At 68.2% G+C, this 19,968-nt stretch carries 18 protein-coding genes and 1 pseudogene; 12 read left to right on the plus strand and 7 right to left on the minus strand.

Annotation, left to right across the window (positions count from 1 at the left end; all coding sequences use genetic code 11):
* Positions 1-93 precede the first annotated feature (93 nt).
* Positions 94-1,212, plus strand: coding sequence for a metallophosphoesterase (locus tag AR540_RS18210; RefSeq protein ID WP_059230703.1), 1,119 nt, complete (start codon positions 94-96; stop codon positions 1,210-1,212).
* Here AR540_RS18210 and AR540_RS18215 read toward each other — a convergent pair.
* The gene (locus AR540_RS18215) at positions 1,193-2,116 is read right to left on the minus strand and encodes a LysR family transcriptional regulator (protein ID WP_059230705.1); all 924 of its coding nucleotides are present in this window, start codon (positions 2,114-2,116) and stop codon (positions 1,193-1,195) included. The two genes, AR540_RS18210 and AR540_RS18215, sit on opposite strands and share 20 nt — an antisense overlap.
* 140 nt (positions 2,117-2,256) lie before the next feature.
* Here AR540_RS18215 and AR540_RS18220 point away from each other — a divergent pair, with 140 nt between their 5' ends.
* The 3 genes and pseudogenes from AR540_RS18220 to AR540_RS26300 all read left to right on the plus strand — a co-directional run.
* Positions 2,257-3,756, plus strand: a complete 1,500-nt coding sequence (locus tag AR540_RS18220; protein WP_059230707.1) for an MFS transporter — start codon at positions 2,257-2,259, stop codon at positions 3,754-3,756.
* A gap of 229 nt (positions 3,757-3,985) precedes the next feature.
* Positions 3,986-4,939 carry a GlxA family transcriptional regulator gene (locus tag AR540_RS18225; RefSeq protein WP_177339254.1) on the plus strand — a complete coding sequence of 318 codons (954 nt, stop codon included), beginning with the start codon at positions 3,986-3,988 and terminating at the stop codon, positions 4,937-4,939.
* 180 nt (positions 4,940-5,119) lie between these two features.
* A pseudogene (locus AR540_RS26300) lies at positions 5,120-5,812 on the plus strand (winged helix-turn-helix domain-containing protein); the annotation flags it as partial.
* A 621-nt stretch (positions 5,813-6,433) separates the two neighbouring features.
* Here AR540_RS26300 and AR540_RS26125 read toward each other — a convergent pair.
* The 4 genes from AR540_RS26125 to AR540_RS18250 form a co-directional block, all read right to left on the minus strand.
* Positions 6,434-6,874 (minus strand): helix-turn-helix domain-containing protein, encoded by a 441-nt coding sequence (locus AR540_RS26125; RefSeq protein ID WP_082707043.1) that lies wholly within the window; start codon positions 6,872-6,874, stop codon positions 6,434-6,436.
* Between the two features lie 115 nt (positions 6,875-6,989).
* Positions 6,990-7,580: a DedA family protein gene (locus AR540_RS18240; RefSeq protein ID WP_059230713.1), complete on the minus strand. Its 591-nt coding sequence runs from the start codon at positions 7,578-7,580 to the stop codon at positions 6,990-6,992.
* A gap of 80 nt (positions 7,581-7,660) precedes the next feature.
* Entirely contained in the window at positions 7,661-8,383 is a 723-nt protein-coding gene (locus AR540_RS18245; protein WP_059230715.1) for a pirin family protein, read from the minus strand.
* A 171-nt stretch (positions 8,384-8,554) separates the two neighbouring features.
* On the minus strand, positions 8,555-9,769 hold the full coding sequence (locus tag AR540_RS18250; RefSeq protein ID WP_059230716.1) for an MFS transporter: 1,215 nt from the start codon (positions 9,767-9,769) through the stop codon (positions 8,555-8,557).
* A 97-nt stretch (positions 9,770-9,866) separates the two neighbouring features.
* On the opposite strand from AR540_RS18250, the gene AR540_RS18255 reads away from it, so the two are divergent.
* Positions 9,867-10,787, plus strand: a complete 921-nt coding sequence (locus AR540_RS18255; protein ID WP_059230718.1) for a LysR family transcriptional regulator — start codon at positions 9,867-9,869, stop codon at positions 10,785-10,787.
* A gap of 35 nt (positions 10,788-10,822) precedes the next feature.
* Here AR540_RS18255 and AR540_RS18260 read toward each other — a convergent pair whose 3' ends face one another.
* A complete protein-coding gene (locus AR540_RS18260; protein WP_059230721.1) occupies positions 10,823-11,233 on the minus strand; it encodes a DoxX family protein in 411 nt (136 codons plus the stop codon).
* A 296-nt stretch (positions 11,234-11,529) separates the two neighbouring features.
* Between AR540_RS18260 and AR540_RS18265 the strand changes: the two genes are divergently transcribed.
* From AR540_RS18265 to AR540_RS18295, 7 genes are all read left to right on the plus strand, one after another.
* On the plus strand, positions 11,530-11,955 hold the full coding sequence (locus tag AR540_RS18265) for a DoxX family protein (protein WP_059230723.1): 426 nt from the start codon (positions 11,530-11,532) through the stop codon (positions 11,953-11,955).
* Positions 11,952-12,581, plus strand: coding sequence for an antibiotic biosynthesis monooxygenase (locus AR540_RS18270; protein WP_059230725.1), 630 nt, complete (start codon positions 11,952-11,954; stop codon positions 12,579-12,581). Before AR540_RS18265 ends, AR540_RS18270 begins: the two co-directional genes overlap by 4 nt.
* A complete protein-coding gene (locus AR540_RS18275) occupies positions 12,578-13,396 on the plus strand; it encodes an alpha/beta fold hydrolase (RefSeq protein ID WP_059230727.1) in 819 nt (272 codons plus the stop codon). The genes AR540_RS18270 and AR540_RS18275 overlap by 4 nt, the downstream gene beginning before the upstream one ends.
* A 165-nt stretch (positions 13,397-13,561) precedes the next feature.
* Complete coding sequence (locus tag AR540_RS18280; protein ID WP_177339265.1) at positions 13,562-15,403, plus strand: amidohydrolase; 1,842 nt, start codon at positions 13,562-13,564, stop codon at positions 15,401-15,403.
* Between the two features lie 10 nt (positions 15,404-15,413).
* Complete coding sequence (locus tag AR540_RS18285) at positions 15,414-17,012, plus strand: MFS transporter (protein ID WP_059230731.1); 1,599 nt, start codon at positions 15,414-15,416, stop codon at positions 17,010-17,012.
* Between the two features lie 46 nt (positions 17,013-17,058).
* Positions 17,059-17,682: an isochorismate family cysteine hydrolase YcaC gene (gene ycaC, locus AR540_RS18290; protein WP_017641105.1), complete on the plus strand. Its 624-nt coding sequence runs from the start codon at positions 17,059-17,061 to the stop codon at positions 17,680-17,682.
* A gap of 68 nt (positions 17,683-17,750) precedes the next feature.
* Positions 17,751-18,662: a LysR substrate-binding domain-containing protein gene (locus AR540_RS18295; RefSeq protein WP_059230733.1), complete on the plus strand. Its 912-nt coding sequence runs from the start codon at positions 17,751-17,753 to the stop codon at positions 18,660-18,662.
* Here AR540_RS18295 and AR540_RS18300 read toward each other — a convergent pair.
* On the minus strand, positions 18,640-19,899 hold the full coding sequence (locus AR540_RS18300) for an MFS transporter (protein ID WP_059230735.1): 1,260 nt from the start codon (positions 19,897-19,899) through the stop codon (positions 18,640-18,642). The genes AR540_RS18295 and AR540_RS18300 overlap by 23 nt on opposite strands.
* Positions 19,900-19,968: the final 69 nt, after the last annotated feature.

Consider the following 19,968-nt stretch of genomic DNA (forward strand, 5'->3'; position numbering starts at 1 on the left):
GGCTGAATCGTTGTAGCCGGAAACACTCCGGGGCTCCGGCGCCCGGTCGGTAGGGTGCTAAGGTAGAACCTTCTCCTTGCCCCAGGGCCCTCCATGTTCCGCTCCCGCACCGCGATGTACCTGGTCCTTCTCGCCCTGCACCTGTTCATCGGCGTCAGCCTGATCGGCGATCTCGGGTTGTCGCTGGTAGGGCAACTGCCGTTCTGGCTGCTGCTGATCCTGTCCTTCGTCCTGGTCCCCCTGGGTTTTCGCTCGCGCGACATGCGCTCCCGGCTACTGGCCTGGACGGCGCTGATCGCCATGGGGGTGTTTTCCAGCCTGGCGATCTTCAGCCTGCTGCGCGGCCTGGTCATGGCCCTGGCGAGTCTCGTAGGCCAGCCGCTCGACGCCGCCTGGCGGGCCGGTAGCGCCTGGGCGGTGCTGGGCCTGGTGCTGCTGGTGGCGCTGCGTAGCCTCTACAACGCCCGTCGCACGGCCAAGGTCAAGGAGGTGGAGCTGGCCCTGCCGGCGCTGCCCGCCGGCCTGGACGGGCTGCGCATCGTGCAACTGAGCGACCTGCACATCGGCCCGACCATCAAGGCCGGGTATCTGCAACGCATCGTCGATAGGGTCAACGGCCTGGACGCCGACCTGGTGGCCATCACTGGTGACCTGGTGGACGGCAGCGTGGCCGAGCTGCAGCACGAATTCCTGCCGCTGCAAGGGCTCAAGGCGCGCCTGGGCACCTACGCCATCACCGGCAACCACGAGTACTACTCCGGCGCCGAGGCCTGGGTGCGCGCCTGGCGTGACCAGGGACTGGCGATGCTGATCGACGAGCATCGGGTGCTGGAGCACCAGGGCACGCCCTTCGTACTGGCCGGCATCACCGACTACTCGGCGCCGCTCTATGTCCCCAGCCACAGGAGCGACGCCGCGGCCGCCTTCGCAGGCGCTCCGGAAGGATTGTTCCGCCTGCTGCTGGCCCACCAGCCGCGCTCGGCGCCCAAGGCCGAGGCCGCCGGCGCCGACCTGCAGCTCTCCGGCCATACTCACGGCGGCCAGTTCTGGCCCTGGATGTACTTCGTACGCTTCCAGCAACCCTGGGTCGCCGGCAGCCACCGCCTCGGCCGCCTCACCGTCTACATCAGCCGCGGCACCGGCTACTGGGGCCCGCCGCTGCGTTTCGGCGCGCCGAGCGAAATCACCTTGATCAGGTTGCGGCGGGGCTAGGATTGGCCATGCCAGCGGCCTTGAACAGCCGCTGTTCGATGAAGTCGACGAACACCCGCACCTTGGGGGAAAGATGGCGGCTGGAAGGCCAGAGCGCCCAGAACTGGCCTTCGTCCTGGGTATAGGCGTCCAGCAGCGTCTCCAGCCTGCCCGCGGCGAGGGCGTCTTGCACCAGGAAGTCCGGCATGAAGGCGATGCCATGGCCGTCCTGCGCCGCCATGAGGATGGCTTCCATGTTGTTGAGGACCAGGGTGGTCGGCAGGTGCAGGCGGGTGAGCAACGGGTCGGCTGAAAGGCTCCAATCCATGATCTTGCCGGTAGTCACGAAGCGGTAGCGCAGGCAGTCATGCCGTTCCAGCTCTGCCGGGACAGTGGGATACCCACGCCGCTGTAGATAGCCAGGTGCGGCGCACAGCAGGAAGCGAAAGGGCCCCAGGCGCCGGGTCATCAATTTGTTGTCGGCCAGGCCGCCACTGCGGATGACCACATCGAAGCCTGCGTCGATCACGTCGACCAGTTCGTCGTTGAAATCCAGCTCCAGCTCGATCTCCGGATAGTGCTGGCGAAAGGGCGCGAGGTGAGGAAGCAGGAAACGATAGCCGATGGTCGGCAGGCTGATCTTGAGCCGGCCCTGGGGCGTTCGGGCGGCTTGGGAGAGCAGCGCCCGGGCATCTTCCAGCTCATCCAGAATTCGCTTGCAGCGCTCGTGGAACAAGACGCCTTCCGGCGTGAGACTGACCTTGCGCGTGCTGCGATGGAACAGCCGCACCTGCAAGGAGGCTTCGAGCTTCGCCACGTTCTTGCCGACGGCGGACGCCGAGATTCCCATGGCCTGTCCGGCATTGACGAAGCTCAAGGCATCCGCGGTCTTCACGAAGGCGACCAGGCTGGTCAGGCTATCCATCTCGATTGAATCCCTTTGTTCCGTTATCAGTGGATATTAGCCCTGTTTATCACCGATTGCGTCCTGAATAAGGTGAGTGCAATCCCGTCGCGCGCTTACCCCGGCAGTCCGGCCAACTGCCTGTTCCGCAGGACTCTTCCATGCACCAGTCTCCAGCCGTAGCCATGCCCACGGCATCAGGTCGTTATCCGGTTGTCCTGGCCATTTGCCTGGCCGCCTTGGTATTGCCACTGAGTTTCACGGGCGGCGCGGTGGCGACGCCTGCCATAGGCGTGGCATTGCGCGCCGATGCCATGGCCATGGCCTGGATCACCAATGCCTTCATGCTCAGTTTCGGCAGCCTGCTCATGGCGGCGGGAGCCCTGGCCGATCGCTATGGCCGCAAGCGCCTCTTTCTTGCCGGCGTGGCGGGCTTCACCCTGGTTTCCCTGCTGCTTGCGGGGGCCCCTTCGATCCTTTGGTTCGATGGCTTGCGGGCCGCTCAGGGCGTTGCGGCAGCCGCGGCCTTGGCGGGAGGGAGCGCGGCGCTGGCCCAGGAATTCGAGGGGCCGGCGCGCACGCGCGTCTTCAGCCTGCTCGGCACGACCTTCGGGCTGGGGTTGGCCTTCGGCCCGTTGCTTGCCGGGATCTTGCTGGACGAGTGGGGCTGGCGGGCCATCTTCCTGGGTACCGCCATGCTGGCCGGCAGTGCCGCGCTGGTCGCCTGGAAGTGGCTGCGCGAGAGTCGCGATCCGCAGGCGGGTCGTCTCGATGTACCGGGAGTACTGAGTTTTTCCTCCACGCTGATCGCCTTCACCTCCGCCATCATCCTGGGGCCGCGCCAGGGATGGGCCTCGCTCGCGGCGACGTCCCTGTTTCTGCTCGCTGCGTTCGGTTTGCTGCTGTTCGTGCGCGGGCAATTGAGGAGTCAACGCCCGATGCTGGACGTGCGGCTGTTTCGCCTGCCGCGCTTTCTCGGCGTGCAGCTGCTGCCCATCGGGACCTGCGTCTGCTACATCGTGTTCATCGTCCTGTTGCCCCTGCGCCTGATCGGTGTAGAAGGCCTGGGGGCGACCCAGGCGGGCCTGATTCTGCTGGCCCTGACCCTGCCGTTGCTGGTGGTCCCCCTGCTGACGGCCTGGTTGACGCGTTGGCTGTCTGCCGGTTGCCTCTGCGCCCTCGGCTTCCTCCTCGCGGCGGCGGGTCTGCTGGCGCTCAGCCACCTGCCCGTGGGTGGCGAGTGGCCGGTACTGCTGTGCCTGATCGTGATCGGCGTGGGGACGGGGCTGCCCTGGGGGCTGATGGATGGCCTGGCGATAGGCGTTGTACCCAGGGAACGGGCCGGCATGGTGGCCGGTATCTTCAATACCGTCCGGGTCGCCAGTGAGGGTGTCGCCCTGGCAATCGCTTTCGCGCTCTTGAGCGCCCTGATAGAGCGGCAGCTCACCCACTCGCTGGTCGGTTGGTCCGCCCCGGCGAGGCTGGCGCTGGCTCAGCAGGTCGCGCTGGGCGATCTGAAGAATCTACCTCTGGCCACGTCCGGCGTGCTCCAACGTGCTTACTTGCATAGCTTCGACACCCTACTGCAAGGCGCGAGTCTCGTGACCGCATTGATCGGGTTGGTCACCTTGGTGATGCTGAGGCCGGCACGCCCGAGCTAGAGCGATCTGGCAGACCTGGGCTCCGCGATGTCCCGCCAAACGGCGGCGGGATGCTGCTGATGTCGGCCACCATCGATGACCGCAGCTCGACTCGGACAAAAGCTGAAATCCGTGAACCACGCGGAAAAAGCCGCTTGCCCTCATGGCGTAAGTTCTTATCCTCACCTCAACTTCACCCGGACGCCCCATCGTCCAAGGAAAATCGCAACACGGATAAGGATGTATCGCCATGACGAGGACAGTGGCCTTCTTGCTGGTCCCCGAGGTGCTGATGCTGGATTTCGCCGGGCCGGTGGAGGTGTTCTCCATCGCCAATCGTTATCTGCCAGCCGCCGACCACTATCGCATCGTGACCATCGCCGCCGGGCGGCGGCGGACCCTGCGTTGTTCCAATGGCATGACGATACGCACGGAGCTCACCACCCAGCAGCCGCCTGGGACCTATGACCTGCTGCTGGTGCCCGGTGGGCCGGGGGCCTATCTGGAGCCCCATCCGGACGTCGCGGCCTGGCTGCGGCTGGTGCCCGCGCAGTGCACGCGCTACGGGGCGGTCTGCACCGGCACCTTTCTGCTCGGCAGCGCCGGTCTGCTCGATGGTCGGCGGGTAACCACCCACTGGAATTATCGCGAGCGGCTGGCGCGACGCTTTCCCCGTGCCCAGGTGACCGCCGATGACATCTACCTGAGCGATGGCCCATTGCTGAGCTCGGCCGGGGTCACCGCCGGCATCGACCTGGCGCTGGCCCTGGTGGCCGAGGACCACGGCAAGGCCATCGCCCGGGAGGTGGCCAAGGTGCTGGTGGTGGTGACCCAGCGCCAGGGCAAGCAGGCCCAGTTCAGTCCGCTGTTTGACGAACCGGAAGCAGCCACCGCCATCACCCGGGTGCAGCACCATGTCGTGGCGAACATCGACCAGGCGTATTCGATCAGCCGGCTCGCCGAACTGGCGACCATGGGCACCCGTAACTTCGCCCGGGTGTTCAAGCGCGACACCGGCATGACACCGCTGGAGTTCGTGCTCAGGGCGCGCATCGATCATGCGCGCGAATTGCTGGAGACCTCCGAGCTGCCGCTGAAGACCGTGGCCTTTCGCAGCGGCTTCGCCAGCGACCGCTGCATGCGCGGCGCCTTCCAGAGCCATCTCGGTCTGACCCCGGCCCAGTATCGCTACCAGTTCAGCTGAAATCGGCTCCTGGTGGCGGTATCACGCCCATCGATGGCAGCTTCTGGCCGTATATCGTCATACGGCTTGCCCGGGCAGCGGCCAGAATGGTCGTACCTATCGGCAAGGAGAGGCGCACACGGTCGAGGGGCTGCGGAGCCTGGCGCCCGCAGGACCCGAGGCAAGGTGCGCGACATGGTCATGCAAGAGCTCGAGTCCCTGGAAGACGCCAGTGCCTTCCGCTTCTGCGGCCTGGTCCTGGATGCGCGACGACGCCTGTTGCTGGATGGCGAGCGCCCGCTGCCGCTGAGCGGGCGGGCACTGGACATCCTGCGGGTGCTGCTGGAACACCCCGGCGAGCTGATCGACAAGCAGACCCTGATGGCGCGGGTCTGGCCCGGTAGCGTCGTGGAGGACATCAACCTACGGGTGCACATCTCGGCCCTGCGTCGGGTATTGCGCCCCTACAGTGCCCGGGATCCCATCCTCAGCGCCCGTCATCGCGGGTACGGCTTCGCCCTCGCGGTGGAGCGCCCGGGCGACGAGGACCTGACGCCGCTGGCCGAGACGCCGCTGCCCCTGACGCCCCTGGAAGGTCGCGAGACCAGCCTGGTCGAGTTGCGCCGGTTGCTTGCCCAGCGCCGTCTGGTGTCGGTGGTGGGTGCCGGTGGTGTCGGCAAGTCACTGCTGGTCCAGCACCTGCTGCCAACCTTGGCGGAGGACTTTCCGGACGGGATACAGAGTCTCGATCTCGCCGCGCTGGGCCACATGATGGCGCTGGTGGAACGGCTCGCCAGTGACCTGGGACTCGCCAGTGGCAGTGGTCTGCCGGCGCTGCAGGACGCCCTGGCCACGCGGCGCCTGCTGCTGGTGCTGGACAATGCCGAGCGGCTGGTCGAGCCCGCGGCCTGGTTGGTGGAAAACCTGCTGCAAGGCTGTCCGCAGCTCAGGGTGCTGGTCGCCAGTCGCGAGGCCCTGCGGGTAGCGGGGGAAGCCGTGTTGCGACTGGCACCGTTGCCGGTCGCGAATCCACCCTCGCGGCACCTGCGCGATGCCATGCGCGAGCCGGCCTTCCGCTTGTTCGTCCGGCGCGCCCGGGCGCGGTTGCCGGAGCTGCAACTGCGGCCGGCCGACGTGCAGCTGGTGGGCGAGATCTGTCGTCGCAGCGAAGGTGTGCCCCTGGCGCTGGAGATCCTTGCCGAGCAGGTGGCGGCCCTGGGCCTGAACGGAGTGCTGGCGCAACTCGACGGCGGCTATTACCTGAGCGTGGCCGGGCGGCGTACTGCGCCGCAGCGCCAGCGCAGCCTTGGCGCCATGCTCGACTGGAGTCTGCACAGCCTGAGCGAATCCGAGTTCGGCGTGCTGGCGACCCTGGCCGAGGCCGGCGAGCATTTCAGTCGTCAGGAAGCCCTGAGGCTGGCGGCGCAGCGCGGGCTGGAGGAAGCCTTGTTCATCCCCCTCCTGGGGCAATTGGTGGACAAGTCGCTGATCCTGGTGGAGGGCAGTGGGGCGACCCTAGGCTACCGCCTGCTGGCCATGCTGCGACTGCACCTGCGCCAGTTCCGTCAGCAACCGCCGCTCCAGGGCTTGCTGCTGCCAGGCCAGCGGCGGGATCCCGACGGCGCGGGTGAATACCCGGCTCAGATGGGCCTGATCGAAGAAGCCGCATTCCAGGGCGATCGCCGCCAGGGGTGATTCGCGCTCGGCGAGCAATTGCTGGGCGCGGTGGATGCGCTGCTGCCGCAACCATTCCAGTGGAGCGAGCCCGGCGCTGAGCTTGAACTGGCGGGTGAAGTGGCTGCGCGACAGGCCGCAGACGGACGCGACCTGGCTGACGCTGATGCCGCGCTCCAGATGCTGCAGCAGCACTTCCTTGGCCAGCCGTTCCTGCCAGGCGGCCAAGCCGACCAGCCGCGTATTGGATAGAGCCAAGGTGCTATCGACGGTCGTGGACATGGCGCTCTCCCTATCAAACCAGCCGCATGGCGCGCTGGCCTAGATGAGAATGATTCCGTACGGTTGTCTGACGTGCGAGTTGGCTATCGTTAATTAGCGTTAAAACGGCAACGGCCTAGGCGCAATACTGTCGCGACGGGCTTGGCCGACCGTGGCGGCGGGCCAGCAGGTGCCAGCCCAGCAGGGCGAGGCCGAGCAGTCCGGCCAGCAGCAGGGGCGCCGGGCCATAGGCCTGGAGGGCGTCGAGCAGGGCCAGGATGTGTTCGTCGAACAGCCGCCCCAGGGCCAGGCCGGAGCCGATCCACAAGGTGGCGCCGCCCAGGTCGTAGGCCAGGAAACGCCGCAAGGGCATGGCACTGGCACCGGCGCTCAGGGTGGCGAGGGCCGCGGCGCCGGGGACGAACTTGGCGATCAGCAGCAGGCTGGGCAGGCGAGTGGCGGCAGGGACGTGCTGGCCGGGTAGATGACGCAACAGCCAGGCGCCATGCCGCCGACCGGCCCAGTACCAGAGCAGATCGGCCACCCCGGTGACCGCGACGGTGGCCAGCAGCGCCAGGAGCAACTCGGTCTCATCGGCCGCCGCGCCCATCACCACCAGCGACGGATAGGCCGGTATCGGCAGGCCCAGCTGTTCGCCGAAGACGTTCAGCGTCAGCCAGAAGGTGGCGTTACCGGCTATCAGGGAGGTCAGGGCTTGAGGGCTCATGGCGGGTTCTCGGCAAGGGGAGGCCGTGGCAGCGGGCTCCTAGCGCAAACTAGGCCTACGATTTCGCGAGCAAATCGTAGTCAGGGCATTTGCGGCAGTTCGTTGGGCCGCAGATCGAACACCAGCACCTCGGCGTCCGTCCCTTGGGCCAGCTGCAATTCACGCTCGCCGCGCAGCCGTACGCCATCACCGGCCTGCAGCAAGACGCCATTCAGCTCCAGGCTGCCGCGGGCGACGTGCACATAGGCATGGCGCTCGGGGGCCAGTTGCAGGGTGGCGCTTTCCGCGCCGTCGAACAGACCGGCGTAGACCCGGGCGTCCTGGCGGACTTCCAGCGAGCCCTCGGCGCCATCCGGCGAGATGATCAGCGCCAGGCGGCTACGCTTGGTCGCGTCACTGAAATGCCGCTGCTGATAGCGCGGCTCGGCGCGGCGCACGTTGGGCACGATCCAGATCTGCAGGAAGTGCACCCGCTCGCTGTCGGAGTGATTGTACTCGCTGTGGCTCACGCCACTGCCGGCGCTCATCAGCTGGACGTCGCCGGGACGGATCACCGAGCCGGTGCCCAGGCTGTCCTGGTGCTCCAGGGCGCCTTCGAGCACATAGGAGAAGATCTCCATGTCGCGGTGCGGGTGCTCGCCGAAGCCCTGGCCCGGGGCCACGGTGTCATCGTTGATCACCAGCAGGTCGGAGAAGCCCTGCTCCGCCGGGTTGCGATAGCTGGCGAAGGAAAAGGTGTGGAAGGACTTGAGCCAACCGTGGTTGGCGGCGCCGCGATCGGAAGCTTTACGAATGGCCAGCATGATGATGCTCCTTCTGTGGATAAGGGCGTGGTCTGTTCCGACGCCATGGAAGTCATCCTACTGTGGCCAGAGGCTTTGATTAACGAGCTGGAAGGGGAAGGTTCGTCCTGTTTTGGTTGACTATGGCGGAGCCAGGTGCTGTGTTCCGACCCCGCGATAGCCTCAAAAGCGCTACCTAGCCGCGGGCCAGGCCCGGACCGACAGCGCGGCCAAAGCGGTCGCCAGGGCCAGGCCGGCGACGGCACTCCAGCCCAGCCGGGCCAGGAGCAGGCTGCCCAGGGCCGCGCCGCTGGCCATGCCGATGAACATACCGGTGAAGAGCACGGCGTTGAGTCGGCTGCGCGCCTCGGGTTCCAGGCCGTAGACCTGTGCCTGGTGAGCGATGAGCGTGGCCTGGACGCCGAGGTCGAAGACCGCCGTCGCCACCGCCAGGAGGACCAGACCGGTCACCCCCGGCAGCCAGGGCAAGGTGAGCAGGCTGGCGAAGGCCAGGGCGGTGAGGCCGATGCCCAGGCGCGTCACCCATTCCGAGCCGTGACGATCCGCCAGGCGTCCGGCCCAGGGCGCGGCCAGGGCCCCGGCCGCTCCGGCCAGGCCGAAGGCGCCGGCCGCGGCGCTGCCCAGTTGGAAGGGACCGGCATGCAGATAGAGGGCGAGGGTCGACCAGAAGGCGCTGAAACCGACGGACAGCAGCCCCTGCGCCAAGGTCGCCCGGCGCAGGGCGGCATACCGGCGCCAGAGCGCGCCCAGCGAGCCGAGCAGGGCCGGATAGCTGAGCCGGGTGGTCGCGGCAAAGGCCGGCAGGCCGCGCCAGACCGCCACGGCGATGGCGGCGATGCTCAGGGCGGCGAACAGATAGACCGCCCGCCAGCCAAGCCACTCGCCGATCAGGCCACTCACTACCCGGGACAGCAGAATGCCCAGCAGCAGGCCGGTCATCACCGTGCCGACGATGCGCCCGCGCGCGGCGGGCGGCGCCAGGGTCGCGGCAGCGGGCACCAGGTCCTGGGCCACGGTGGCGGCCAGGCCGGTGACCAGGCTGGCCACCAGCAGCCCGTGCAGCCCCGGCGCCAGGCTGGCGCCGAGCAGTGCCAGCAGCAGCACGGCCAGCTTGGCCAGGATGATGCGGCGGCGGTCGAAGCGATCACCCAAGGGCGCGAGCAACAGCAGCCCCAGGGCATAGCCGAGCTGGGTGAGGGTAGGAATCAGGCCCACGTCGGCGGCAGGTGCCGGCAGGGCGCCCGCGAGAATGCCGAGCAGGGGTTGGCTGTAATAGAGGTTGGCCACGCTGAGGCCGGCGCCGGTGGCGAGCAGGCCGAGCAGGGCAGGGGACAAACTGCTGCGGTGAGCTGATGTCTGGCTATGCGAAAGTGGAATGTCGGTCATGATGATTCTCCGGGTGGGAAGACGATGAGCGCATTCTTCGCCAGATATTTCGCTGCGTGTAGCCGAACGCCGGGTACAGGGGGTATACGTAGGCCGTATGAACACGACCTTTTCCCATGATCGTCTCGACCTGCTGGAAACCTTCGTCCGTATCGTCGAGGCTGGCAGTCTATCGGCGGCGGCACGTCAGCTCGGCACTACCCAGCCCACCGTCAGCCGGCGCCTGCAGGCGCTGGAAGCGGCGCTGCAGGTCCGCCTGGTACAACGCTCGACCCACGCCCTGCGCCTGACCGAGGACGGCCAGCGCTGCTATCGCCAGGCGCAGCAGTTGCTCGGCGACTGGCAGGCCTTCGCCGCCGCGCTGCACGGCGCCCATGCCGAACCCGAGGGGCGGCTGCGGGTGGTAATGCCCCACGCCTTCGGCCAGGAGCAATTGCTCGATCCCCTGGAGACCTATCTACGGCGCTATCCGGGCATGCAGGTGGACTGGGTGCTCAGCGACCGGGCGCCGAACTTCGTCGCCGATGGCGTCGACTGCGCCATCCGGGTAGGGGGGGTGGATGACCCGGAGACGGTGGCGGTGCGCCTGGGCGATATCCAGCGCATCCTGGTCGCGGCGCCGGAGCTGGCCGGAACCCTGAGCGGGCCCGAGGACCTGGCGGCGCTGCCCTGGATCGCCATGAGCCAGTTCTACCAGAACAAGTTGCGCCTGGAGCGCCGCGCCTCGGGCGAGAGCCACGTGGTGACCCTGCGCCCGCGCCTGGCTACGGAAAGCCTGTTCGTGGCGCGCCATGCCGCGGTCCGCGGCCTGGGTTGTGCGGCGCTGTCCCACTGGATGGTGCGCGAGGACGTGGCAGCAGGGCGACTGGCGCACCTGCTGCCCGAGTGGCAGGCCGCGCCCCTGCCGCTCTATCTCATCTATCCCTACGCCCGGGTCTATCCGGCACGACTACGGTTGTTCCTCGACCTGCTGCGCGAGGCCTGCGCGCAGATGCTGGACGTGACGGCGCCCGCCTGACCGCGGAATCAGGCGGGCGCATCAACCGAGCGCGATCAGGCCAACCGGGCCGCCCGCACCGGCCGCCGACCATCCACGCTCAGGACCCCGGCGCCGAAGGCCGCCACCTGCAGCAGGCCACCGGCGATGGCGACGTTCTTGAGGAAGTGGATCAGCTGGTTCTGGTCGGCGAAGTTGTGGTGGAACACCAGGGCGGTCACCAGGGTGAAGGCGGCCATGGCCAGCGCCACCGGGCGGGTGCGATAGCCGATCAGCAGCAGGCTGGCGAGGCCCAGCTCCACCACCAGGGCGCCCAGGTAGGCGAGGTCCGGGAAGGGCATGCCCATGGCGGCGATGTAGCCCTTGGTGGCGGCCGGGGCGAGCACTTTGCCCACGCCGCTGAACAGGAAGAGGCTGGCCAGCAACAGGCGGCCGGTGGTGGCGGTGAAGGCTTGGGCGGTGTTCATCGTCAGCGGTCCTTTCAAGGTCTGGCATCCGTCGTGGATGCGATGGGTGCAGATTACTGTCCACTCTTATCCCGATTAAGTGGCTGACCGGTGTTTTACCGTCACGTATGAGTTGACTGTTCAGCACGTCCAGGTCGTTGTTGTGACCTGAATCCTTTCACCTGCACGCCACAGCACAGGCGTACAAAAACCAGCACAGGCGTCCAAGGCCGAGCCCCGCCGGCCGGGCGAAAGTCCGCCCCATCGACGGCGCGGGGTCTTTCTCGCAGCCGACTCTCTCATCAGGAGGATGGGCCATGCGTGACGCGCGGCTGGATCTGGGGCTCTTGTTCCTGCGCCTGGGTGGCGCCGGGCTGCTCTTGGCGGTGCATGGCCTGCCCAAGGCGCTGCACTTTCGCCAGCAGCTCGGGCTGATCGAAGACCCGCTGCACCTCGGTGCCTGGCCGACGCTGGGTTTCGCCGTCTTCGCCGAGGTGCTCTGCCCGCTGCTGATCGCCCTGGGCTGGGCGACGCGCCTGGCCTGCCTGCCGATCCTCGGCTTGTTGCTGATCGCCCTCCTGGTGGTGCATCCGCAGTGGTCCCTGGAAGAGGGCCAGTTCGGTTGGCTGCTGCTGGTGCTGTTCGGCACCCTGGCGCTCACCGGGCCGGGGCGCTATTCGCTGGCGGCCTGGCTGGCTGGACGCCGCGCGCCCCAGGGTGGTTTCGCGAGGGCGCTGTCATGACCGCCGCACTCGGGCAAGACCCGCAACAGACCCACGGCCGCATCGTCACCCTGGTGATCCGTCACCAGCCGCTGGCCGGCCAGCACCAGGCCTACCAGCGCTGGCTGGAGCGCGCCGTCACCGCCGCCCGCGAAGCCTGTGGTCATCTCGGTGTGGACGTCATCCCGCCGGCCGAGGAGGGCGCTGCCTTCACCACCCTGGTGCGCTTCGCCGACGTCGATCTGCTGCAGGCCTGGCTGGCCTCACCGCAGCGCCAGGCGTTGATCGCGGAGGTGGCGCCGCTGCTCTGCGAGGCCGACGCCCCCGAGGTGCACGCCGATGCCGAGTTCTGGTTCAACCCGCCGCGCCCCGGTGTACGCCAGCCGCCGGCCTGGAAGCAGGCGGTGCTGACCTATCTGGTCATCGCGCCCCTGACCATGCTCATCCCGCCGCTGTGGCACCCGCTGTTCGCCCGCTACCCGCTGCTGGCCGGCCCGGTACCGAGCAACCTCTTGATCACCCTCTGCATCGTGCCGCTGGTGGTGTTCCTGATCATGCCCAGGGTGAGCCGCCTGTGCGCACCCTGGCTCAACGCCCGCTCGGGCGCCTTTTCCACTCCTTCCACTCACCGAGGCGAACAACCATGAGCACCTTCACCACCCGCGACGGCGTCGAGATCTATTTCAAGGACTGGGGCAGCGGCAAGCCCGTGCTGTTCAGCCACGGCTGGCCGCTGGACGCCGACATGTGGGACTACCAGATGCACCATCTGGCCGCCAACGGCTATCGCGCCATCGCCTTCGACCGCCGCGGCTTCGGGCGCTCCGATCAGCCCTGGAATGGCTACGACTACGACACCTTCGCCGACGACATCAAGGAGCTGATCGAGCACCTGGACCTGCGCGACGTCACCCTGGTGGGCTTCTCCATGGGCGGTGGCGACGTCAGTCGCTACCTGGCGCGCCATGGTTCGGCGCGGGTGGCCAAGCTGGCGCTGCTCGGCGCCGTCACCCCGCTGTTCGGCCAGAAGCCGGACTTCCCCCAGGGCGTGGATAAAGGCGTCTTCGACGGTATCCGCGGCGGATTGCTGAAGGACCGCGCCCAGTTCCTCGCCGACTTCGCACCCATCTTCTATGGCACCAACCAGGGCCAGGAGGTCTCCGCGGGCGTCTTCACCCAGACCCTCAACATCGCCCTGCTGGCCTCGCTGAAAGGCACCCTGGACTGCGTCATCGCCTTCTCCGAGACCGACTTCCGCCCGGACATGGCCAAGATCGACGTGCCCACCCTGGTGATCCACGGCGACGCCGACCAGGTGGTGCCCTTCGCGACCACCGGCAAGCTGGCCGCCGAGTCGATCCGCGGCGCCGAACTCAAGGTGTATGCCGGCGCGCCCCATGGCTTCGCGGTGACCCACGCCGAGCAGCTGAACCAGGACCTGCTGGCCTTCGTGGCGAGCTGAGTACCCGCCCGGGCAGCCCCAGGCGCTGGCCGGGCCGCGAGCGCCGCCATGAGCCAAGAACCCCTGGACCCCCAACGCCGCCGCGCCCTCCTGCTGGGCGCCGCCGGCGCGCTCTGGTCCGTCCTGCCCCTGGCCGGACGCGCCGACAACGCCTCTGGAGGCACCATGCAACACGCCGATCTGATCCTGCACAACGGCAAGCTTCACACCGTCGATCCCGAGCGCCCCGAGGCGACGGCGGTCGCCATCAGGGACGGCGTCTTTATCGCCGTGGGCAGCGACAGTGACGCCATGGCCCATCGCGGTCCGGCCACCCAGGTGGTCGACCTGCGCGGGCGCCGTGCCATCCCCGGCCTCAACGACTCCCACCTGCACCTGATCCGCGGCGGTCTCAACTACAACCTGGAACTGCGCTGGGAGGGCGTGCCCTCGCTGGCGGATGCCCTGCGCATGCTCAAGGACCAGGCCGAGCGCACCCCGGCGCCCCAGTGGGTGCGGGTGGTGGGCGGCTGGAACGAATTCCAGTTCGCCGAGCGCCGGCTGCCGACCCTGGACGAACTCAACCAGGCGGCCCCGGACACCCCGGTGTTCATCCTCCACCTCTATGACCGGGCGCTGCTCAACCGCGCCGCCCTGCGGGTCGTGGGCTACACCAAGGACACGCCCAATCCGCCAGGTGGCGAGATCCAGCGCGATGCCCGCGGCGAGCCCACCGGCATGCTCATCGCCCGGCCCAACGCCATGATCCTCTACGCTACCCTGGCCAAGGGGCCCAAGCTGCCGCTGGAATACCAGGTCAATTCCACTCGCCAGTTCATGCGCGAACTCAATCGCCTGGGCCTGACCAGCGCCATCGACGCCGGCGGCGGTTTCCAGAACTACCCGGACGACTACCAGGTGATCCAGGAACTGGCCGATGCCGACCAGCTCACCGTGCGCATCGCCTACAACCTCTTCACCCAGCGGCCCAAGGAAGAGCTGACCGACTTCAAGAACTGGACCAGCAGCGTCACCCTGCACCAGGGCACCGACTTCCTCCGGCACAACGGCGCCGGCGAGATGCTGGCCTTCTCCGCGGCCGACTTCGAGGACTTCCTCGAACCGCGCCCGGACCTGCCGCCCACCATGGAAGCGGATCTGGAACCGGTGGTGCGCCACCTGGTGGAACAGCGCTGGCCGTTCCGCCTGCACGCCACCTACGACGAATCCATCTCGCGGATGCTCGACGTCTTCGAGCGGGTCAACCGCGACGTGCCTTTCAACGGTCTGCCCTGGTTCTTCGATCACGCCGAAACCATCAGCCCGCGCAACATCGAGCGGGTCAAGGCCCTCGGCGGCGGCATCGCCATCCAGGATCGCATGGCCTTCCAGGGCGAATACTTCGTCGACCGCTATGGTGCCCAGGCCGCCGAGCAGACGCCGCCGATCCAGCGGATGCTGGCCGAAGGCGTGCCGGTGGGGGCTGGGACGGACGCCACCCGCGTCTCCAGCTACAACCCCTGGACCTCGCTGTACTGGCTGGTCAGCGGCCGTACCGTAGGGGGCCTGGCGCTCTACCAGGAAGGCCTGCCGCGCGCCACCGCCCTGCAACTGTTCACCCAGGGCAGTGCCTGGTTCTCCTCGGAACAGGGCAAGAAGGGCCAGCTGCGGGTGGGCCAGCTGGCCGACGTGGCAGTGCTCTCGGCGGATTTCTTCAGCGTCGAGGAAGAGGCCATCAAGCACCTGGAGTCGGTGCTGACCGTGGTCGGCGGCCGCATCGTCCATGGTGCCGAGGAATTCGATCGCCTGGGTCCGGCACCCCTGCCGGTCACCCCGGACTGGTCGCCGGTGGTCAAGGTGCCCGGGCACTGGAAGCCCGGCGCGCCCTTGCAGGCCGCCGTGCACCAGTGCGCCGGCGCCTGTGCCGTGCATGGCCACGGCCATGAACGAGCGCGCCAGAGCAAGGTGCCGGTCAGCGACTTCAGTGGCTTCTGGGGCGCCTTCGGCTGCTCCTGCTTCAGCTTCTGAGGACGCCGCCATGACCGCCGCCACCCTGACCCCCAATGCCGCCTCGCCCTGGCAGCCCTTGCGCCAGCGCGCCTTCCGCTGGCTATGGCTGGCCAGTATCGCCTCCAACATAGGTACCTGGATGCACGAGGTGGGTGCCGGCTGGCTGATGACCTCGCTGTCGGCCAGCCCCCTGGCGGTGGCCCTGGTCCAGGTGGCGGGCGCCTTGCCGATGTTCCTGCTGGCGCTGCCGGCCGGCGCCCTGGCCGACATCGTCGATCGCCGCCGCTACCTGCTCGGCGTACAGCTGTGGATGGCCGCGGTGGCCCTGGCCCTGGCGGGCCTGACCCTGGCCGGCTGGATGACCGTACCGCTGCTGCTGGGCCTGACCCTGGCCATGGGCGTGGGCACGGCGTTGATGCTGCCGGCCTGGTCGGCGCTCACCCCCGAGCTGGTCGACAAGAGCGAGCTGCCCGCGGCCATCGCCCTGTCCAGCCTGGGCATGAATGTGGCGCGGGCCCTGGGTCCGGCGCTGGCCGGGGTGCTGGTCAGCCTGGCCGGTCCCTGGCTGACCTTCGCCCTCAATGCCGTCTCTTTCCTTGCCGTCATCGTCGCGCTCCTGACCTGGCGGCGAGAGCCTGCAGCCGCCGTGCTGCCCGCGGAGCGCCTGCTGGGCGCGGTCCGGGTCGGTTTCCGCTATGCCCGCAGCTCTCCCCGGCTGCAGGTGGTGCTGGCCCGGACCGCCGCGTTTTTCCTCGGTGCCAGCGCCGGCATGGCGCTGCTGCCGCTGCTGGTACGCCAGGCGCTGCAGGGCACCGCCCTGGATTTCGGCATCCTGCTCGGGTGCGTCGGGTTGGGTGCCATCGGCGGCGCCATGTTGCTGCCGCGGCTGCGCGAACGGCTGTCCAGTGACCTGCTGATCGCCAGCGCCAGCGCGCTCTATGCCCTGGTCCTGCTGGGCCTGGCCTGGATTCGCGACTTCGCCAGGCTGCTGCCGGTGATGCTCGCCAGCGGCCTGGCCTGGATCGCCGTGCTCTCCAGCCTGCAGGTGGCGGCCCAGACCGCCGTGCCCGGCTGGGTGCGCGCCCGCGCCCTGGCCGTCTACATCCTGGTGTTCTTCGGCACCAGCGCCCTGGGTGGCGTTGTCTGGGGCGCCCTGGCCAGTCATTTCTCCCTGAGCCTGGCCCTGAGCGCGGCGGCCGGGGTGCTGCTGGCCGGCATCGGGCTGACCTGGCGCCTGCGCCTGCCGGTCACCCCGGCGGCGGACATCGCCCCTTCGCTGCACTGGCCGGCGCCCATCCTCGACGATTCCCTGGACCGCGAGCGCGGCCCGGTGATGGTCACCCTGGAATACGACATCGCCCTCGAGCACGGCCCGGCCTTCCGCCAGGCCATGCAGGCGGTGGGCGCCATGCGCCGGCGCAACGGCGCCTTCTCCTGGGCCCTGCTGCAGGACAGCGCCGAGCCGCGCCGCTGGCAGGAATTCTTCTTCTGCGACGAATCCTGGCTGGAACACCTGCGCCACCACCACCGCGTGACCCAGGGCGAACAGCGCCTGGAGGCGGCGGCGCGGCAGTACCAGACCCCCGGCGTGCCCATCGCCATCCGCCATCTCCTGGGCGGCGCCTGACGTCGCCCTTCATCCCAAGCACCACCACTCCACTGAGGACTCCACCATGAGCAAGCCCTACAACCGTCTCGACAAGAACGATGCCGTCGTCCTGCTGATCGACCACCAGGCCGGTCTGATCTCCCTGGTACAGGATTTCACTCCCAGCGACTTCAAGAACAACGTCCTGGCCCTGGCCAACAGCGCCAAGTTCTTCGGCCTGCCCACCATCCTCACCACCAGCTTCGAGCAGGGCCCCAACGGTCCGCTGGTGCCCGAGCTGGTCGAGCTGTTCCCCGAGGCGCCCTACATCGCCCGGCCCGGCCAGATCAATGCCTGGGATAACGAAGACTTCGTCGCCGCCATCAAGGCCACCGGTCGCAAGCAGCTGATCATCGCCGGGGTGGTGACCGACGTCTGCGTGACCTTCCCGGCACTGGCGGCCATCGCCGAGGGCTTCGATGTCTTCGTGGTGACCGATGCCTCCGGCACCTTCGACAAGACCGTGCAACAGGCCGCCTGGGCGCGCATGAGCGCCGCCGGGGTGCAACTGATGAACTGGTTCAGCGTGGCCTGCGAACTGCACCGCGACTGGCGCAACGACATCGAGGGCCTGGGTGCCCTGCTGTCCAACCACATCCCCAACTACCGCAACCTGATGACCAGCTACGCCAAGCTGTCCGCCAAGTAAGGGGAACGATGGTCCGGCGCCTCCCTTGGCGCCGGACCATCCCTGCCAGACCTTCGCGGAGGGATGCCGTGAACCGCAACGATCTGCGCCGCATCGACCTGCACCTGCTGGTGGTGTTCGAAAGCCTGATGCACGAGCGCAACCTCACCCGCACCGCGGAAAAGCTCTTTCTCGGCCAGCCGGCCATCAGCGCCGCCCTGGTGCGCCTGCGGCAATTCTTCGACGATCCCTTGCTGGTGCGCAGCGGCCGGGCGATGGAGCCCACGCCGCGGGCCCTGGCCATTCTCGAACGGCTGAGGCCGGCGCTGGACGGCCTGTCCAATGCCTTGAGCGAGGTCGACGACTTCGATCCCGGCGCCAGTCGCGCGGTGTTTCGCCTGGGCATGTCCGACGACGTCGAATGCGGCCTGCTGCCGCCACTGCTGGCCCATCTGCGCGAGGCGGCGCCGCACTGCGTGCTGGTGGTGCGCAACGCCAACTTCCTGCTCCTGCCCGGCCTACTGGCCAGCGGCGAGGTGTCCCTGGGCATCAGCTACACCACCCAGCTGCCGGCCAATGCCAGGTGCCGCACCCTGAGGCACATCCGCGCCCTGGTGGTGCGCGCCGACCGCGATCCCGCGCCCCTGACCCTGGATGACTACTGCGCCCGGCCCCATGTGCTGGTGTCCATGTCCGGCGATCTCTGTGGCAACATCGACGACGACCTGGCGCGCCTCGGCCGCAGTCGCAAGGTGGCCCTGGGCGTGCCGCACTTCAACGGCCTCGGCGCCCTGCTGGCCGGCAGCGAATTACTCGCCACCGTGCCCGACTACGCCGCCCGGGCCCTGGCCGCCGGCGGCGGCCTGCGCATCGAGGAACCGCCGTTTCCCATCGTCCCGGCCAAACTGTCGCTGGTCTGGCGCGCGGCCCAGGACCAGGACCCGGGCGAGCGCTGGCTACGGGGCGAGATCCTCAGGTTCATGGGCGAACCGGCTGTGTGAGCTGTGCCGGTTGAGGGGCGGTCGACGGATCGGCCACCGCCCCGGAAATTCGCATGCCGCGGGTTTCCTTGCCGAAGGCCACGAACAGCACGATCAGCACGGCGACGGTGCCGGCCACCAGTGCCATGGCCAGACCGTAGTTGCCGCCGTGGGCCGCGGCGATCTGCGCCTGCAGGGTGGCGTTGACCGAGGCCAGCAGGTTGCCCATCTGGTAGACGAAGCCCGGTAGCACGGCTCGCGCATTGCCCGGCACCAGTTCGTTGAGATAGGTGGGTATCACGCCCCAGGCGCCCTGCACCATGAACTGCATCAGGAAGGCGCCGATGCCCAGCGTCCAGGAACCGCTGGCGAAGGCCCACAGCGGCAGGATCGGCAGCGACAGCAGGGCGGCCAGGATGATCGCCTTCTTGCGCCCGATGCGCTCCGACAGCGAGCCGAAGAAAACCCCGCCGAGCATCGCCGCGATGTTGTAGCCGATGGCGATCAGGCTCACGGTATGGGCGTCGAACTGGTGCTGCACCTTGAGGAAGGTCGGATAGAGGTCCTGGGTGCCGTGGCTGAAGAAATTGAAGCAGGCCATCAGCAGCACCATGTACAGGCAGATCGGCCAATGCTGACGCAGGATCGGCAGCAGGGCGGTGCTCTCCTTGCGCTCCCGGGCCGCCAGCCACACCGGCGACTCCGGCACCTTGAAGTAGATGAAGGGCAGCAGCAGGATCGGCACGGCGCCGATCAGGAACAGGCCACGCCAGCCCACCGCCTCGAAGCACAGCCCGTAGACGATGGAGGCCAGCAGGTAGCCGCAGGGATAGCCGGCCTGGAAGATCCCCGACATCAGCCCCCGCGAGCGATCCGGGATGGTTTCCATCGCCAGCGATGAGGCCACGCCCCAGATGCCGCCCATGGCCACTCCGTAGAGGATGCGGAAGGCCATGAACGCCGTGAAGGTCGGCGACCAGGCGGAGAGGATCTCGAACAGCGAGAACAGCACGATGTTGAGCATCAGGATCGGCTTGCGTCCATGGCGCTCGGCCAGCCGGCCGAACAGCAGGGCGCCCACCGGCCGCACGGCCAGGGTCAGCATGATCGCCAGGGATACGTCGGTCACGGAGTCCTGGAAGTACTGCGCCAGATTGCTGAGGACGAACACCAGGATGAAGAAGTCGAAGGCATCCAGCGTCCAGCTGGCGAAGGTGGCGAAGGCCACGTTGCGCTGCGTCGAAGTCCAGGTAGACATGGCGATCTCCTTGCCCGAAGGGCTTCCTGTCCCTGGCGGCAGGCGCGGCCGGGTACAGGGGCGACAGGG

The sequence above is a fragment of the Pseudomonas sp. EpS/L25 genome, assembly GCF_001512295.1.
GTDB lineage: Bacteria > Pseudomonadota > Gammaproteobacteria > Pseudomonadales > Pseudomonadaceae > Chryseomonas.

Bases quoted from the DNA above. Each gene is read 5' to 3' on its own strand.
- AR540_RS18210 (WP_059230703.1), top strand. From the start codon at position 94: ATGTTCCGCTCCCGCACCGCGATGTACCTGGTCCTTCTCGCCCTGCAC.
- AR540_RS18215 (WP_059230705.1), bottom strand. From the start codon at position 2,116: ATGGATAGCCTGACCAGCCTGGTCGCCTTCGTGAAGACCGCGGATGCC.
- AR540_RS18220 (WP_059230707.1), top strand. From the start codon at position 2,257: ATGCACCAGTCTCCAGCCGTAGCCATGCCCACGGCATCAGGTCGTTAT.
- AR540_RS18225 (WP_177339254.1), top strand. From the start codon at position 3,986: ATGACGAGGACAGTGGCCTTCTTGCTGGTCCCCGAGGTGCTGATGCTG.
- AR540_RS26125 (WP_082707043.1), bottom strand. From the start codon at position 6,874: ATGTCCACGACCGTCGATAGCACCTTGGCTCTATCCAATACGCGGCTG.
- AR540_RS18240 (WP_059230713.1), bottom strand. From the start codon at position 7,580: ATGAGCCCTCAAGCCCTGACCTCCCTGATAGCCGGTAACGCCACCTTC.
- AR540_RS18245 (WP_059230715.1), bottom strand. From the start codon at position 8,383: ATGCTGGCCATTCGTAAAGCTTCCGATCGCGGCGCCGCCAACCACGGT.
- AR540_RS18250 (WP_059230716.1), bottom strand. From the start codon at position 9,769: ATGACCGACATTCCACTTTCGCATAGCCAGACATCAGCTCACCGCAGC.
- AR540_RS18255 (WP_059230718.1), top strand. From the start codon at position 9,867: ATGAACACGACCTTTTCCCATGATCGTCTCGACCTGCTGGAAACCTTC.
- AR540_RS18260 (WP_059230721.1), bottom strand. From the start codon at position 11,233: ATGAACACCGCCCAAGCCTTCACCGCCACCACCGGCCGCCTGTTGCTG.
- AR540_RS18265 (WP_059230723.1), top strand. From the start codon at position 11,530: ATGCGTGACGCGCGGCTGGATCTGGGGCTCTTGTTCCTGCGCCTGGGT.
- AR540_RS18270 (WP_059230725.1), top strand. From the start codon at position 11,952: ATGACCGCCGCACTCGGGCAAGACCCGCAACAGACCCACGGCCGCATC.
- AR540_RS18275 (WP_059230727.1), top strand. From the start codon at position 12,578: ATGAGCACCTTCACCACCCGCGACGGCGTCGAGATCTATTTCAAGGAC.
- AR540_RS18280 (WP_177339265.1), top strand. From the start codon at position 13,562: ATGCAACACGCCGATCTGATCCTGCACAACGGCAAGCTTCACACCGTC.
- AR540_RS18285 (WP_059230731.1), top strand. From the start codon at position 15,414: ATGACCGCCGCCACCCTGACCCCCAATGCCGCCTCGCCCTGGCAGCCC.
- ycaC (WP_017641105.1), top strand. From the start codon at position 17,059: ATGAGCAAGCCCTACAACCGTCTCGACAAGAACGATGCCGTCGTCCTG.
- AR540_RS18300 (WP_059230735.1), bottom strand. From the start codon at position 19,899: ATGTCTACCTGGACTTCGACGCAGCGCAACGTGGCCTTCGCCACCTTC.